Here is a 15,318-nt window from a genome sequence, read left to right as displayed (position 1 = left end):
CCGGGCCCCCGGCAGTGCCCGTACCGGGGGGCGTTCCCGTGTTCGCCACGGCATCTCCGGGGTCCACGGCCGCCCGGAACTCCACCGCGGTCCCGGGATCCCCGAGGGCCCCCGGATCCTCGACGGCCCCGGGATTCCCGGCGCCCGCGGGGTCCGCGCCGACCGGCACCCCGGGCGGTACGTCGTCGCCGCCCCCGTCACCCCCGCCGTGGGCGGCATACCCGAGATACCCGTCGTCGGCCCACGCGGTCGCGGCGCCGTACTCGTCGTCGTCCGTCACCGGCCACGCGGGATCCCCGACGCGGTCGCTCGCCTCGGCCCCGTCCTCCGCCGGGGCCTTCGGCCGGAGTGCCCGGCCGATGGCCGAGGCCGTGGCGAACCGCAACGCCTCCGCCGGCACCACCGGCGTCGGCTGTGTCCGTTCCGAGGCGGTGGCGTCGTCGACGTCCGGTCCGGACAGTCCCACCGACAGCCCCGCCCGGTCCGGAACCCCGGCGCCCGGGGACCCGTCGACGGCACCGCCCGCGTCCGGACCTCCGTCGAGGTCGGACCGTCCGGGGGAGCCGGGGTCCGGGTGCTCCGCACCGGCCGTTTCCCCGTCCCCGGGCGGTGTCCGGGGAACGCGTCCGGCCCCGGTGTCCTCCGTGGTGTCGCCGCCGGGACCGTCCCCGTCCGGGACCGCGGCGAGGACGGGTTCGGTGCTCCTCGGCGGCCCCAGCTCCACCGGGGTGAGGCGGACCTGCTGGGCCTGCGCCCGCTGCGGACGTCCGAGGGCGGTCTCCGGATCGAACTCCACCAGCTCGGCGGGCACCACCACCGTCGCGGTCAGTCCACGCAGATCGGCGGCCGCCAGGCGCACACCGATCCGGTGCCGCCGTGCCAACCTGCCGACGACGTAGAGCCCCATCCGGCGGGAGACCTCCACGTCCACCTCGGGCGGATCGGCGAGGCGCTCGTTCGCCCGGCGGATCTCGGTGTCCGGCATACCCGCGCCCCGGTCGGTGATGTCGATGCGCCACTCGCGGTCGGCGCCGACCGAACTCACCACCGAGACCGGTTCGTGCTCCGGCGAGTAGGCGGTGGCGTTCTCGAACAGCTCCGACACGACGTGGATCAGATCGGCCGCCGCGTCCCCCGGCACCGACAGGTTCGGCGTCACCGCCACCTTGATCCGCTTGTAGTCCTCCACCTCGGACAGGGCCGCGCCGATGATCTCGTCGGCGGGTACCGACCCCGGCAGCGGCCGTCCGGCGTCCTCCCCGGCGAGCACCAGCAGGTTCTCGCTGTTGCGCCGCATCCGCGTCGCCAGATGGTCGAGTTCGAACAACCCGCCGAGGATGTCCGGGTCCTGCTCGTGCTCCTCCATCCGGTCGAGCACCCCGAGTTGCCGTTCCACCAGGTCCTGACTCCGGCGGGAGAGGTTGACGAACATCGAGTTCACGTTCTCCCGCAGCATCGCCTGTTCCCCGGCGAGCCGCACCGCCTCGCCGTGCACCGCGTCGAACGCCCGGGCCACCTCGCCCAGTTCCTCGCGGGTGTGCACGGGGACCGGGTCGACGGCCCGGGTGGCCGTGTCCTCGGGTCTCGGGTGCTCCTCGGTCAGGATGTCCTCGACCGCGGCGGGCAGCCGGTTCTCCGCCACGTCCAGCGCGCTGGCCCGCAGGGCACGGACCGGACGCACCAGCGACCGGGTGATGACCACCGCCAGCACGGCGGCGACGAGCAGCGCGCCGAGGACGATGCCCGCGTCCAACGCGGCCGAACGCCGGGCGTCGGCGGCCAGCGCGTCGGAACGCCGCTGGATCTGCGCCAGCATCGCCTCCTGGACCTGGTCGGCCAGGTTGACGGTGTAGGTGGCCGAGGTGTCCCACTCCCGCGCGGACAGGTTCTCGAACCCGGCGTCCGTCCCGGCCTGGGTGAGCACCGACTCCACGATGCCGTTGCCGAGGTCCACCACCAGGCCGATCACGGTGTCGGTGTACATCCGCTGCTGCCGCGGGGTGGCCAGGGCCAGGAAATCACCGCGGGCGGCGTCCAGCTCCGCCTCCGCCGCGAGGAGGGCGCGTTCCCGGTCCTCGGGCAGCCGTCCCCGGGCCAGTGCCTCGGCGACGATCGCCCGCTTGACCGACATCTGGTCCTTGACCCGCGCGAGGGCGTTCGCCGCGAGCCTGCTCCGCGCCAGATCGCCGTCGGCGACCCGGGACACGGCCCGGTCGCCGACATCCAGCACCCCCGAGATCATCTCGCTGTACGCACGCAGCACGGCCTCGGCGGGCATGTCGGTGTTGCGCCCCGCGTAGCGCAGTCCCGTCAGCTGGTCCAGACGTTGCGTGATCCGCCGGAAGGCGTCGACCGCGGCGGCGGACAATCCGTGCCGCGACGCGGTGAGCGTCCGGTCGAACGCACCGATGGCGGCGTCGACGCGGTCCTGCTGGGCCAACAGCCGTTCCCTCGGCCCCTGCCTGCCCTCGGCGACGTGGCGCACGGTGAGGTCCCGTTCGCGCTGGAGCTGGTGCACCACCTCGGCGACGGTGCCGTCCACGCGGACCCGCTCGGCGGCCTCGGCGAAGCCCGCCGCCCGGTCCAGGTCCGCCTTCGCCCGCAGCCCCACGAGCGCCAGCACCGCCACGGAGGGGATGAGCAGCATCGCGAGCAGCTTGGTGCGCAGACGCCAGTTGCGTAACCGCCACCGGCCGCCGACACGGCCCGTACCTGCCGCGGCACCCCGGCCGGGGCGTTCGCTGCGACGGGTCACCTGGGCTTCCTTTGTTTCGTATCGCAGTCCGCAGACGTCCCCCGAAAACCGATGGAGGGTAGCGCGACGCACCCGCCACGATCCACGAGGACGCTCGCGGCTGGAGAAGGGTTGCCGGTGATGGTATTGCTTCGGTCGGCATAAGCTCCACACCGTTGGCGAAAATCGCCTGTGACGTTGGAGGCGATCGGTGCGAACCCGTGGGCGTCCGCTGCCCCTGCTCGCCGCGACCCTGTTGTTGACCGCCTGCTCAGTGGTGTCGGACCCGGATCCGCCGGACCGGGCGACACCGGAGAAGGAGACGGTCCGCCTCGGGGTCGGCAACGTGATCGAGACGGCACCCGTGCGAATCGCCGTGCAGAACGGCGTGTTCCGCCGGGCCGGGCTGGATGTGGAACTGGTCGAACAACCGAGCGGAAAGGCGACCGTGGAATCGTTGGCGAACGGGGAACTCGACGTCGCCTTCGCCCGGAACGTTCCGCTGTTCCGTGCCGCGGCCCGCGGTGTGCCGCTCCGGGTGCAGGGTGAGGCCTACGTGGCCGGGGCGGACTCGATGGCACTGGTCACCCTGCCGGACTCGGGGCCGACCGAACCCACCGACCTGGCGTGGCCGAGCATCGCGGTCGACGGTCCGGAGAGTCTCGGGACACTGACCACCCGGTCGGTGCTCGACACCGCCGGACTCGCCCCGGAGACGATCACGTTCGTGCCCACGCCCGCCCCACAGCGGGTCGAGGCCCTCCGCCGCCGGGAGGTCGACGTGGCGTGGATGGTCGAGCCCTACCTCACCCTCGCCCAGAAGGACCACGGGGCACGGCTGCTGGCCGATTCGGCGCGGGGAGCCACCGAGGCGTTCCCGATGTCGGCCTACGCGACCACCCGGGAGTTCGCCGACGAGCACCCGCGCACCGTGGCGACGTTCCGGCGGGCACTGGCCGAGGCCCAACGGCTGGCGACCGACGAGACCCGGGTCCGGGAGGCACTGCCCGACCTGACCGACGTCGACGAGGTCACGGCCGCACTGGTGTCGCTCGGCAACTATCCGCAGGTCGCCAACGCCGTGCGGCTGCAGCGGGTCGCCGACCTCATGCAGGGGGCCGGCCTGCTTCAGGAGCGGCTCGATGTGCGGGCCCTGGTTGCCGAACCGGAACTCTCCGGACGGGAGCACGTATAAAGGAGGGCGTGACTGATGGCCCCCTGATCGTCCAGTCGGACAAGACGGTGCTGCTCGAGGTCGACCACGACCGCGCCGAGGACGCCCGGACCGCGATCGCGCCGTTCGCCGAACTGGAGCGCGCCCCCGAGCACGTGCACACCTACCGGGTGACCCCGCTCGCGTTGTGGAACGCGCGCGCGGCGGGCCACGACGCCGAGCAGGTGGTGGACGCGCTCACCACGTACTCACGGTTCCCGGTGCCGCAGCCGCTGCTGATCGACATCGTCGACACGATGGGCCGGTTCGGCCGGCTCCAGCTGCAGCACGACCCGGCACACGGACTGGTCATGGTCGCCACCGACCGCGCGGTGCTGGAGGAGGTGCTGCGCAGCAAGAAGATCGCCCCGATGCTGGGCACGCGGCTCGACCCGGACACGGTCGCGGTACACCCGTCCGAACGCGGGCGGCTCAAGCAGGCGCTGGTCAAGGTCGGGTGGCCGGCCGAGGACCTCGCCGGGTACGTGGACGGCGAGGCACACCCGATGTCGCTGTCCGAGGACGGCTGGGCCCTGCGCGACTACCAGCGCCGGGCCACCGAGACGTTCTGGGCGGGCGGCTCCGGTGTGGTCGTTTTGCCGTGCGGTGCGGGCAAGACCCTGGTCGGCGCGGCGGCGATGGCCAAGGCGGAGGCGACCACGCTGATCCTGGTGACCAACACGGTCGCGGGCAGGCAGTGGAAGCGGGAACTGCTGGCCCGGACGTCGCTGACCGAGGACGAGATCGGCGAGTACTCGGGCGAGAAGAAGGAGATCCGCCCGGTCACGATCGCCACCTACCAGGTGATCACGCGCAAGAGCAAGGGCGAGTACAAGCACCTGGAGCTGTTCGACTCCCGCGACTGGGGCCTGGTGATCTACGACGAGGTGCACCTGCTGCCCGCCCCGGTGTTCCGGATGACCGCGGACCTGCAGTCCCGGCGCAGGTTGGGCCTGACGGCCACCCTGGTGCGCGAGGACGGCCGGGAGGGGGATGTGTTCTCCCTGATCGGGCCGAAGCGCTACGACATCCCCTGGCGGGACATCGAGCAGCAGGGCTGGATCGCCCCCGCCGAGTGCACCGAGGTCCGGGTGACCCTGACCGACAACGAGCGCATCGCCTACGCCACCGCCGAGTCCGAGGAACGCTACCGGCTGGCGTCGACGGCACACACCAAGTCGGGGGTCATCAGGTCGATCGTCGACAAGCACGCCGGTGAGCCGACCCTGGTGATCGGCGCGTACCTGGACCAGCTGGAGGAGCTCGGACAGGCCCTGGACGCGCCGGTGATCCAGGGTTCGACGAGGAACAAGGAACGCGAGGCGCTGTTCGAGCGGTTCCGGTCCGGCGAGATCGACAAGCTGGTCGTGTCGAAGGTCGCCAACTTCTCCATCGACCTCCCAGAGGCCTCGGTGGCGATTCAGGTGTCCGGCACCTTCGGCTCCCGGCAGGAGGAGGCGCAACGCCTGGGCAGGCTGTTGCGCCCGAAGGGTGACGGCAGGCAGGCCCACTTCTACTCGGTGGTCGCCCGCGACACGGTGGACACCGACTACGCCGCCCACCGCCAGCGCTTCCTGGCCGAACAGGGCTACGCCTACCGCATCGTGGACGCCGACGACCTCCTCCGCCCCCTGTAACCCGCTCGGGTGGTTGCCGTGAAGGCCCCCTTCCCTGCGTGGGATGCCGTGAAGGACTCCTTCCCTGCGTCGGATGCAGGGAAGGAGTCCTTCACGGCACAACGGTGAGTGAGCGGCGCGGCGGGCGTGGACGGCTGGGCGGGCGCGGAGAGGTGGGATGCGGTGTGGCGGGTGCCGGCGGCGGGGTGTCCGGACGCGGGCGGCGGGCGGAGGTGCGGATCGGGACGTCGGGGTGGATCTACCCGGCGTGGCGGGGCGTGTTCTACCCGGAAGGGTTGGCGCAGCGGCGCGAGCTGGAGTACCTCTCCCGGCGGGTGAACACCGTGGAGATCAACGGCTCGTTCTACTCACTCCAGCGTCCGGAACGGTACCGCCGTTGGCACGACGAGACGCCCGACGACTTCGTGTTCGCCATCAAGGGCGGGCGCTACATCACCCACATGAAACGCCTGCGCGACGTGGACGCCGCACTGGCCAACTTCTTCGCCTCCGGAGTCCTCGCACTCGGCGACAAGCTCGGCCCGGTGCTGTGGCAACTGCCCCCGCGGATGACCTTCGATCCGGACCGGCTGGCGGCGTTTCTGGCCGTGTTGCCCCGCACGACGACCGAGGCGGCCGAACTGGGCCGCCATCACGACGACAAGCTCCCCGCGGAGCCCTACCTGACCGTGGCCGCCGAGCGACCCCTGCGCCACGCGCTCGAGGTGCGCCACCCGAGTTTCGACGACCCGCGTTGCTCCGCCCTGCTGCGCGAGCACGACGTCGCGCTGGTCACCGCGGACACCTCGGGCACCTGGCCGTTCCTCGAGGAGGTCACGGCCGGGTTCGTCTACGTCCGGCTGCACGGGGAGACGGAGCTCTACACGAGCGGCTACACCGACACGGCCCTGCGGCGGTGGGCCCGGCGGATCGGACACTGGCACGCCGACGGGCTCGACGTCTTCGTCTACTTCGACAACGACGTCAAAGTGAAGGCGCCCGGGGACGCGCGGGCACTTGCCGACCTGGTCGGGGTGCCCGGCACGTCCCCGGGCGGTGGGCCGGATCGACCCTGACGGAGCGGGTCAGGCGCTGGTGGCCTGCCTGCTGTGCTCGCCCTCGGCGATCTCCTCGACGAGCTTGTCACAGAACGCGGGCAGGTCGTCCGGGTTGCGGCTGGAGACCAGGCCGCCGTCGGTCACGACCTCCTCGTCGACCCATTCGGCCCCCGCGTTGCGCAGGTCGGTCTGCAGGCTCGGGTACGACGTCATACGCCGTCCGCGCACGACATCGGCCTCGATCAGCGTCCACGGGCCGTGGCAGATCACGGCGACGGGCTTGCGCTTCGAGAAGAACTCGCGGACGAAGTTCACCACGTTCGGGTCCGTCCGCAGCAGGTCCGGATTCGCCACGCCACCCGGGAGGACGAGCCCGTCGTAGTCGTCCACCGAGGCGTCGGTGACCACCTTGTCGACGGGGAACGTGTCTCCCTTGTCGAGGTGGTTGAACGCCTGGATCTCCCCCGCCTTCATCGAGATCAGCTCGGGGGTGCCGCCCGCGTCCTTCACCGCCTGCCACGGCCGGGTGAGCTCCACCTGCTCGGTCCCCTCCGGTGCCGCCACGAACGCGACCCGGCGATTGGTCAGTGTGTCCGCCACACTCATCACTCCCTCCATTCGCCGTCCCGGATTACCCATTCGTGCGAGCGGGTGAAACGACCGTGTCGGAACGCACCGCACGACCCCGGCGCCGCCCGGGTGCGTAGGAGTGCATCACCCCGTCGCGTGAAGATAGAGCCCGGTGAGCGCGACGGACCCGGCCAAGGTCGGCAACAACCCGAACACGACGGCAAACAGGGACATGGCCACCGGGAACGTGACGGGCACACCGGGGTTGCGCGGGTCGACGAGGGCACGCACCCGCCGTCCCACCCGCGGGCGGCACTGGTATGCCCCCGGTCCCCACCGCCGACGCCGGTGGCCGTCGATCTCGTACTCCAGTTCGGCCTGATACATGGCCTTCACCCGCGCATGGAAACGCGCGTCCACCACCCGGGCCCGGACCGGCCGACCCCGGCACCGGTACCCGATCCTGCCCACCAGGTACCCGGCCGCGACGAACGGCAGCGCACCGATCCCGAGCAGCGGGACGAGCCCGATTCCGACGGGATCCTGTTCCCACGGTGCGCCCACCGCGAGGAAGACGAGGAACAGGCCGTAACCCCCCAGCGGCGCGACCGACACCATCGACGTGTACCGGAGCGGGACCCGGGTGGCCTCGCCCCGCGGAAGGCCGACCCAAACCCGGTCGCCGACCACCAACGCCGGTATCTCCCCCGCACCGCGTGGGTGGTCGGCCCACAGTCGCCGCGCCCCGGCCGACTCCACGACGACGGACCCGTCCGGGTCCAGCCGCACCACCCGGGCCGGTATGCCACGCCGTACGGACCACCGCCACACACAGCCCGCCAGCACGACCGCACCGACGCAGCCCACCACGGCCGCTTCGATACTCGGCATCCCGGACCCTCCCGACCATCGGCTCGCCACCCCGTCCCGACCTGCTCCCGGCCGCTGATCACCCCGAAAAGCCGGACCCGATCGAGAACCAGAAGCTGAACAGCGCCACGACGCCGGACACCACAGCGAACACCCCGATCGTGACCACGCTGGGCAGCGAACTGTTGACGGCGAGCACCGGGTTACGGGGGTCCACCCACACACGGACGGGTTCACCGATCTCGGGCGGCAGCGCGGAAGTTTCGGTGGAACTCCACCGACGACGTCGATGGCCGTCGATGTCGTACTCGAACCGGGGTATCACGGCGACGCGCGAGCCGCCGACGCCGTCCGAACCCCTCGTTGTGCGGATGCGCTGCGATCGTGTGTCCACGACCGTGCCCGTGACACGCCGGGCACGGAGGTACCACGCGAGCTGTCCTCCGAAGTGGTGCAGCAACACGAACGGGACAGCGCTCGCGACGAGCGGAATCGCCACGCCGAACCCGAGGGAGTACGGGGACGCCCAGAACCGTACGGCGAGGAAGATCAGCAGAAGGCCGTAGACCACCCACGGCACGGCCGAAACAGTCGGCGTGTACACCATCCGCACCTGGCTCGTCGCGTGCCCCGGCGGACGTACCCACACCCGGTCACCGACTTCGAGCGGCGGCACGTTGTCGATTCCCGGAGCGTGCTCCGCCCGTACCCGGCGCGGCCCCACCGGTTCCTCCACGTCCACCATCACCGATTCCGGTGACTCCACCTGCACCACTCGGGCGGCAACGCCGCGTGTCCGGGACCAGGCCCGGAGGCGCCACACCATCACCGCGACACCGATCCCCAGCGGCACCACCACTTCCACCACCGCGTCCAATCCACTCACCGTCCCGCTCCCTTCCCCGCACGGCGACGTGTCGCCCGGATCATCTCGGAGGTCGGACGGCGCACGGTGCGGGCGACGTTCCGTACCTCCCCTGGTCCGATGGGGCGAACCGGGACAGCCTGCTGCCCGCACGACAACTCCGAGGCGACGACTCGCGGGCCTGGAACGTCAACTCGCGGGCGTGGGGTGGCGACTCGCGGGCGTGAAAAGGCCCGGCCCCGTGGTGGGGCCGGGCCTTTTCAGGGCTCAGGGCAGGATCACATCATGCCTTCCATGCCGCCCATGCCGCCGGTGGGGTCGGCGCCACCGCCGCCGCCACCGTTCTTCTCCGGCTTGTCGGCGACCACGGCCTCCGTGGTCAGGAACAGGCCGGCGATGGACGCGGCGTTCTGCAGCGCGGACCGGGTCACCTTGGCGGGGTCGATGACGCCCGCGTTGATGAGGTCCTCGTACTCGCCGGTCGCGGCGTTGAGGCCCTGGCCCTGCGGCAGGCCCTTGACCTTCTCCACCACGACGCCGCCCTCAAGACCGCTGTTGACGGCGATCTGCTTGAGCGGGCCCTCGACGGCGACCTTGACGATGTTCGCGCCGGTGGACTCGTCACCGGACAGCGAGAGGCTGTCGAAGGCGGCCTTGGACGCCTGGAGCAGGGAGACGCCGCCACCGGCGACGATGCCCTCCTCGACGGCGGCCTTGGCGTTGCGCACCGCGTCCTCGATGCGGTGCTTGCGCTCCTTCAGCTCGACCTCGGTCGCGGCGCCGGCCTTGATGACCGCGACGCCGCCGGCCAGCTTGGCCAGCCGCTCCTGCAGCTTCTCGCGGTCGTAGTCGGAGTCGCTGTTCTCGATCTCGGCGCGGATCTGGTTGACCCGGCCCTGGATCTGGTCCGCGTCGCCCGCGCCCTCGACGATGGTGGTCTCGTCCTTGGTCACGACGACCTTGCGGGCCTGACCCAGCAGGGAGATGTCGGCGTTCTCCAGCTTGAGGCCGACGTCCTCGCTGATGACCTGGCCACCGGTCAGGATGGCCATGTCCTGCAGCATCGCCTTCCGGCGGTCACCGAAGCCCGGGGCCTTGACGGCGACGGACTTGAAGGTGCCGCGGATCTTGTTGACGACCAGGGTGGCCAGGGCCTCGCCCTCGACGTCCTCGGCGATGATCAGCAGCGGCTTGTTGGTCTGCATGACCTTCTCGAGGACCTGCAGCATGTCCTTCACGTTCGAGATCTTCGATCCGAACAGCAGGATGTACGGGTCCTCCAGGACGGCCTCCTGGCGCTCCGCGTCGGTGGCGAAGTAGCCGGAGACGTAGCCCTTGTCGAAGCGCATGCCTTCGGTGAGCTCCAGCTCGAGACCGAAGGTGTTCGACTCCTCGACGGTGACGACGCCTTCCTTGCCCACCTTGTCGAGGGCCTCGGCGATCAGGTCACCGATGGTGCGGTCGGCCGCGGAGATCGACGCCGTGGCGGCGATCTGCTCCTTGGTCTCGACCTCGTTGGCCATCTTGTGCAGCTGCTCGGTGACAGCCTCGACGGCCTGCTCGATGCCGCGCTTCAGCGCGATCGGGTCGGCGCCGGCGGCGACGTTGCGCAGGCCTTCCTTGACCAGGGCCTGCGCGAGCACGGTGGCGGTGGTGGTGCCGTCACCGGCGACGTCGTCGGTCTTCTTCGCAACTTCCTTGACGAGTTCCGCGCCGATCTTCTCCCAGGCGTCCTCGAGCTCGATCTCCTTCGCGATCGAGACGCCGTCGTTGGTGATCGTGGGCGCGCCCCACTTCTTCTCGAGCACGACGTTGCGGCCACGGGGGCCGAGCGTCACCTTCACGGCCTCCGCGAGGGTGTTCAAGCCGCGCTCGAGTCCGCGGCGGGCGTCCTCGTCGAACGCAATCTGTTTGGCCATTGCGGTGGGTCCTCCGGTAGTCAGGACACGTCCTCGGCCAGGCTCGGTGCCCGCGACGGACGACCAGTCCACTCGTGGTGGACGTGGCCTCACCGTCCCGACCTTCAGGCGGCGGTCGGCGACCTCCGCCTGGCACTCGACGGTGCCGAGTGCCAATACCGTGTTTAGCACTCTCGCGAGTCGAGTGCAAGCACGGGGGGCGGTCCCCGGCGGCACACCGCGCGGACACCACACCGACGGATGACCACGCGACGTACCTCACGAAACCCCGGCACCTCTCGCGCTCCGGCGATCAGTTTCTTAAGTTAGGCTCACCTTTCCCTCATCGCCGGACGATCACCACGGGAGTACAGATGCCTCACGGGAGACCACTCGGACGCCGGTGGGCGGCACTCGCCCTCGGCCTGCTCGCGACCGTGACCACCGCCTGCGGCACCGGATCCGCCGACGACGCCGCGGGCGCACCGGGCGACGGGGTCACCGTCCGCCACGCGCAGGGCACCGAGACCCTGGACGGCACCCCGGAGCGGGTCGTCGTGTTCGACCTCGGTGTGCTGGAGACGCTGGACACCCTCGACGTGGACGTCGTGGGGGTGCCCGAGGTGGCCGCCATGCCCGAGCACCTGAGCTCCTACACCTCCGACGAGTACACCACCGTCGGCAGCCTGAAGGAGCCGGACTACGAACAGGTCAACGCACTGGAGCCCGACCTGGTGATCGTCGCGGGCCGCTCCGCACCGGCCTACGGGGAGCTGTCCGAGATCGCCCCGACGATCGACATGACCGTGGACACCGGCGACTTCCTGAACAGCGCCACCGAGCGGGTGCGGGCCCTCGGCACCCTGTTCGGCAAGGAGGAGCGGGTCACCGACCGGCTCGACGCGCTGCGGGAGTCCGCCGCCGAGGTGCGCGGGTCCGTCCCGGACGGGCGGACCGGCCTGGTCGTGCTCACCACCGGTGGCAAGATGAGCGCCTACGGGCCGGGCTCCCGCTTCGGCCTCGTCTACGACGACCTCGGCGTCGCCCCGGCCGTGTCGGACCTGTCCGCCGACGTGCACGGGGACGCGATCTCGGCGGAGTTCCTCGCCGAGGCCGACCCCGACCTCCTCTACGTCGTCGACCGGGACTCGGCCATCGGGGAGAACGGGGAGGCCGCGCGCGAACTGCTGGACAACGCCCTCGTCAACGGGACCACCGCCGCCCGCCAGGACGACATCGTGTACCTCGACCCGGCCACCTGGTACCTGACCTCCACCGGGCTCGTCTCGCTGGAGTCCATGGTCGAGACCGTCGGGGACAGCCTGGCGTGAGACGCGCCCGTACCACCCGGACGGAACCGGCAGGCGGGGCCTCCCCGGTGACCGTCCGCCCGGCGCACCTGGTCGCCGCCACGATCGGACTGGTCGTGGCGGCGACCGGATCGCTGTTCGTCGGCGTGACGGAGCTGACCCCGGCGGGGCTGCTGCGCGGGGACGACGACCAGCTCCTGGTGCTGTGGGAGTCGCGGCTGCCGCGACTGCTCGCCGTGCTGCTGGCGGGTTCGGCGCTCAGCGTGGCCGGGCTGATCATGATGAGCCTGACCCGGAACCGCTTCGTCACCCCGTCCACCGCGGGCACCGCCGAATCCGCCGCGCTCGGCGTGCTGGTGGCCACGGTGTTCTTCGGCGCGGAGTCGGTCGGCGTGAAGATGCTCGTCGCCACGGCGTTCGCCCTGGCGGGCACGTACGTGTTCGTGCTGATCCTGCGTCGGTTGACCTTCGCCGACATCATCGTGGTGCCCCTGGTGGGCATCATGTTCGGCGGCGTCCTCGGCGCCGTCACGACCTTCTTCGCCTACCGCGCCGACCTGCTCCAGACCGTCACGGCCTGGACCAGCGGCGAGTTCTCCGGGGTGCTCCAGGGACGCTACGAGCTGTTGTGGATCACCGGGGGGCTCACCGTGCTCGGCTACCTCTACGCGGACAGGTTCACCCTCGCCGGACTCGGCCGGGACTTCGCCGTGAACCTCGGGGTGCGCTACGACCGGGTGGTCACGATCGGTCTGGTGCTGGTCTCGGCGATGACCGCGGTGATCGTGGTGACGGTGGGCAACATCCCGTTCCTCGGACTGGTCGTCCCGAACCTGGTGACCCTGTTGCTCGGCGACAACCTGCGCCGCGTCCTGCCGGTCACCGCGCTCGGCGGCGCGTTCTTCGTGCTGGTGTGCGACGTGCTCGGCCGCACCGTCCGGTATCCGTACGAGGTTCCGGTGGAGACGATCGCGGGCGTGCTGGGCGGTGGTGTCTTCCTCGCGCTCGTGCTCCGCGCCCGGAGGGGGAACGCATGACCACGACGACGGCGGCCCCGTCGACGGCGGGGGCACACCTGACGGCGGATCCCGGACGTCCCCGCCGACGGCGGGTGACGCTGGTGCTGGGCCTGCTCGCCCTGGGCACACTCGTGGCGTTCTGCACGGTGGGGCTCACCGGGAATCTGGAGTACGCGCTCGGCCTGCGCCTGCGCAAGGCCGCGGCGATGGTGGTCGTCGGGGTGGCCATCGCCTATTCGAGCGTGCTGTTCCAGACGGTGACCCACAACCGCATCCTCACTCCGGGGATCATGGGGTTCGACGCCCTGTACATGCTCATCCAGACCCTGATCGTGTTCTTCGCCGGGGCGATGACGCTGACCGGGGCGGATCCCCGTCTGCTGTTCGTCGTCCAGGCGGGCGCGATGATCGCCTTCGCGCTCGCGCTGCACCGGTGGCTGTTCGACCGGCACAGCCGCGACCTCTACGTGCTCGTGCTGGTCGGGGTCATCTTCGGCACGCTGTTCGCCAGCATGTCCTCGCTGGCCGCCCGCCTGATCAACCCGAACGACTTCGTCACCCTGCAGGACAGCTTCTTCGCCGGCTTCAACTCGGTCGACGACCAGCTGTTGTGGGCCTCGGCGGTGCTGCTGGCCGCGCTCGGCGGGGTGGGTGTCCGGTTGTTCCACCGGCTCGACGTCGTCGCCCTCGGCCGGGACACCGCCGTCGGGCTGGGTGTGGACCACCGCCGGGTGGTGCACCGCAGTCTGATGCTCGTCGCGGTGCTGGTGTCGGTCTCCACCGCGCTCGTCGGGCCGATCACGTTCCTCGGTGTGCTGGTGGCCAACCTCGCCCGGCAGCTGACCGGCACGTTCCGGCACACGACGGTGGTCCCGGCCGCGGCCGCCGTCTCGGTCATCACCCTCGCAGGCGGGCAGTTGCTGCTGGAGCAGGTGTTCGACATGGACACCGTGCTGAGTGTGATCATCAATTTCGTGGGCGGTATCTACTTCATCGCCCTGCTCGTCCGGGAGTCCACACGATGATCGAGATCAGTCATGTCACGAAGCGGTACGGGTCGACCACCGTCGTCGACGACGTGTCGCTGGAGATCCCACCCGGCGGTGTCACCTCCGTCATCGGGGCCAACGGCGCAGGCAAATCGACCCTGCTGTCGATGGTGAGCAGGCTGCTGGAGGCGGACAGCGGCCGGATCACCGTCGACGGCCTCGACGTCACCACCACCGACAGCGGCACACTGGCGCGGACACTGGCGGTGCTGCGCCAGGAGAACCACGTGGCGGTGCGGCTGACCGTGCGCGACCTGGTCGCGTTCGGACGGTTCCCGCACTCCGGCGGACGGCTGTCCGAGGCGGACCATCGGGCGGTCGACGAGGCCATCGACTACTTCGAACTGGCCGCCTTCGCCGATCGCCCGCTCGACCGGCTCTCCGGCGGTCAGCGCCAGCGCGCCCACGTGGCGATGGTGCTGTGCCAGGGCACCGACTACGTGCTGCTCGACGAACCGTTGAACAACCTCGACATGCGGCACTCCGTGCACATCATGCGCAGGCTCCGCACGATGGCCGACGAGCTGGGCAGAACGGTCGTCATGGTGGTCCACGACATCAACTTCGCCGCCCGCTACTCCGACCGCATCGTGGCGATGCGCGACGGCGCCCTCGTCGCGCACGGCCCCGTGGACACGATGCTGACCCCCGGGGTGCTGCGCGACGTCTACGATCTCGACATCCCGGTCCACGACCTCGACACCCGGCGCATCGCCGACTTCTACGGCTGAACCGCCCCGGCCGCGTCCGCCGACGCCGCCGGGGGGCGCAGGCTCAGTTGTCCGCCGGGCTCAGTTGTCCGGGCGGATCGGGATCGACTCGGGCGGGAGGCCGTCGGCGCCGGTGCCGCCCACCTCGGAGGTCCCGTCGGGCCGCTCCTCCCCCGGCCCGATCGGGATCTCCGGAGCGGGCGAGTTGCCCGCCGTGGCCGGCGCGGTTCCGCCGCCACCGTCGTCCTCGCCGAGCACGACCACCAGCGTGACGATCCCGGCCGCCAGCACGATCAGCGCCGCGAGCGCCCACACGATCCACGACGCGGTCCGCCGCGACGGGGACTCACCGGACCCACGCGGCGGCCCGCCGTACGCGGGCGGCGGCCCCTGGCCGGGCGGTGGT

The 15,318-nt window shown here is 71.0% G+C and carries 12 protein-coding genes and 1 pseudogene; 7 read left to right on the top strand and 6 right to left on the bottom strand.

Going from position 1 to position 15,318, the window contains the following annotated elements; all coding sequences use genetic code 11:
- On the bottom strand, positions 1-2,755 hold a 2,755-nt coding region (locus SACPADRAFT_RS26000), incomplete at its 3' end, for a nitrate- and nitrite sensing domain-containing protein (protein ID WP_198048278.1).
- A 190-nt stretch (positions 2,756-2,945) separates the two neighbouring features.
- On the opposite strand from SACPADRAFT_RS26000, the gene SACPADRAFT_RS0206775 reads away from it, so the two are divergent.
- The 3 genes from SACPADRAFT_RS0206775 to SACPADRAFT_RS0206765 all read left to right on the top strand — a co-directional run bounded on the left by SACPADRAFT_RS0206775 (position 2,946) and on the right by SACPADRAFT_RS0206765 (position 6,639).
- Positions 2,946-3,929: an ABC transporter substrate-binding protein gene (locus SACPADRAFT_RS0206775; protein WP_007024462.1), complete on the top strand. Its 984-nt coding sequence runs from the start codon at positions 2,946-2,948 to the stop codon at positions 3,927-3,929.
- An 8-nt stretch (positions 3,930-3,937) separates the two neighbouring features.
- Positions 3,938-5,584, top strand: a complete 1,647-nt coding sequence (locus SACPADRAFT_RS0206770) for a DNA repair helicase XPB (protein WP_007024461.1) — start codon at positions 3,938-3,940, stop codon at positions 5,582-5,584.
- Positions 5,585-5,748: 164 nt separating this feature from the next.
- Positions 5,749-6,639, top strand: a complete 891-nt coding sequence (locus tag SACPADRAFT_RS0206765; protein WP_007024460.1) for a DUF72 domain-containing protein — start codon at positions 5,749-5,751, stop codon at positions 6,637-6,639.
- 9 nt (positions 6,640-6,648) lie between these two features.
- On the opposite strand, the gene SACPADRAFT_RS0206760 is transcribed toward SACPADRAFT_RS0206765, so the two are convergent.
- The 4 genes from SACPADRAFT_RS0206760 to groL form a co-directional block, all read right to left on the bottom strand.
- Positions 6,649-7,227 carry a type 1 glutamine amidotransferase domain-containing protein gene (locus SACPADRAFT_RS0206760; RefSeq protein WP_007024459.1) on the bottom strand — a complete coding sequence of 193 codons (579 nt, stop codon included), beginning with the start codon at positions 7,225-7,227 and terminating at the stop codon, positions 6,649-6,651.
- Positions 7,228-7,335: 108 nt separating this feature from the next.
- Positions 7,336-8,082: a DUF3592 domain-containing protein gene (locus SACPADRAFT_RS0206755; RefSeq protein ID WP_007024458.1), complete on the bottom strand. Its 747-nt coding sequence runs from the start codon at positions 8,080-8,082 to the stop codon at positions 7,336-7,338.
- Between the two features lie 58 nt (positions 8,083-8,140).
- Complete coding sequence (locus SACPADRAFT_RS0206750; RefSeq protein WP_007024457.1) at positions 8,141-8,947, bottom strand: DUF3592 domain-containing protein; 807 nt, start codon at positions 8,945-8,947, stop codon at positions 8,141-8,143.
- Positions 8,948-9,204: 257 nt separating this feature from the next.
- The gene (groL, locus tag SACPADRAFT_RS0206745; protein WP_007024456.1) at positions 9,205-10,845 is read right to left on the bottom strand and encodes a chaperonin GroEL; all 1,641 of its coding nucleotides are present in this window, start codon (positions 10,843-10,845) and stop codon (positions 9,205-9,207) included.
- A 353-nt stretch (positions 10,846-11,198) separates the two neighbouring features.
- Here groL and SACPADRAFT_RS0206740 point away from each other — a divergent pair, with 353 nt between their 5' ends.
- Genes SACPADRAFT_RS0206740 through SACPADRAFT_RS0206725 form a run of 4 tightly spaced genes read left to right on the top strand, consistent with a single transcriptional unit; the run spans position 11,199 to position 14,933 of the window.
- On the top strand, positions 11,199-12,155 hold the full coding sequence (locus SACPADRAFT_RS0206740) for a siderophore ABC transporter substrate-binding protein (RefSeq protein WP_007024455.1): 957 nt from the start codon (positions 11,199-11,201) through the stop codon (positions 12,153-12,155).
- A gap of 47 nt (positions 12,156-12,202) precedes the next feature.
- Complete coding sequence (locus SACPADRAFT_RS0206735; RefSeq protein ID WP_007024454.1) at positions 12,203-13,171, top strand: ABC transporter permease; 969 nt, start codon at positions 12,203-12,205, stop codon at positions 13,169-13,171.
- Positions 13,168-14,178 (top strand): iron chelate uptake ABC transporter family permease subunit, encoded by a 1,011-nt coding sequence (locus SACPADRAFT_RS0206730; RefSeq protein WP_007024453.1) that lies wholly within the window; start codon positions 13,168-13,170, stop codon positions 14,176-14,178. Before SACPADRAFT_RS0206735 ends, SACPADRAFT_RS0206730 begins: the two co-directional genes overlap by 4 nt.
- Positions 14,175-14,933 (top strand): iron ABC transporter ATP-binding protein, encoded by a 759-nt coding sequence (locus tag SACPADRAFT_RS0206725; protein ID WP_007024452.1) that lies wholly within the window; start codon positions 14,175-14,177, stop codon positions 14,931-14,933. The genes SACPADRAFT_RS0206730 and SACPADRAFT_RS0206725 overlap by 4 nt, the downstream gene beginning before the upstream one ends.
- 60 nt (positions 14,934-14,993) lie before the next feature.
- Here the strand turns inward: SACPADRAFT_RS0206725 and SACPADRAFT_RS0206720 are convergent.
- A pseudogene (locus tag SACPADRAFT_RS0206720) lies at positions 14,994-15,318 on the bottom strand (serine/threonine protein kinase); the annotation flags it as partial.

Origin of the sequence: Saccharomonospora iraqiensis subsp. paurometabolica YIM 90007, from assembly GCF_000231035.2 — a bacterium.
In the GTDB taxonomy this organism is placed as follows: Bacteria; Actinomycetota; Actinomycetes; order Mycobacteriales; family Pseudonocardiaceae; genus Saccharomonospora; species Saccharomonospora paurometabolica.
The sequence above is the reverse complement of the archived record's forward strand: the minus strand, read 5'-3'. Positions and strand labels throughout refer to the sequence as shown.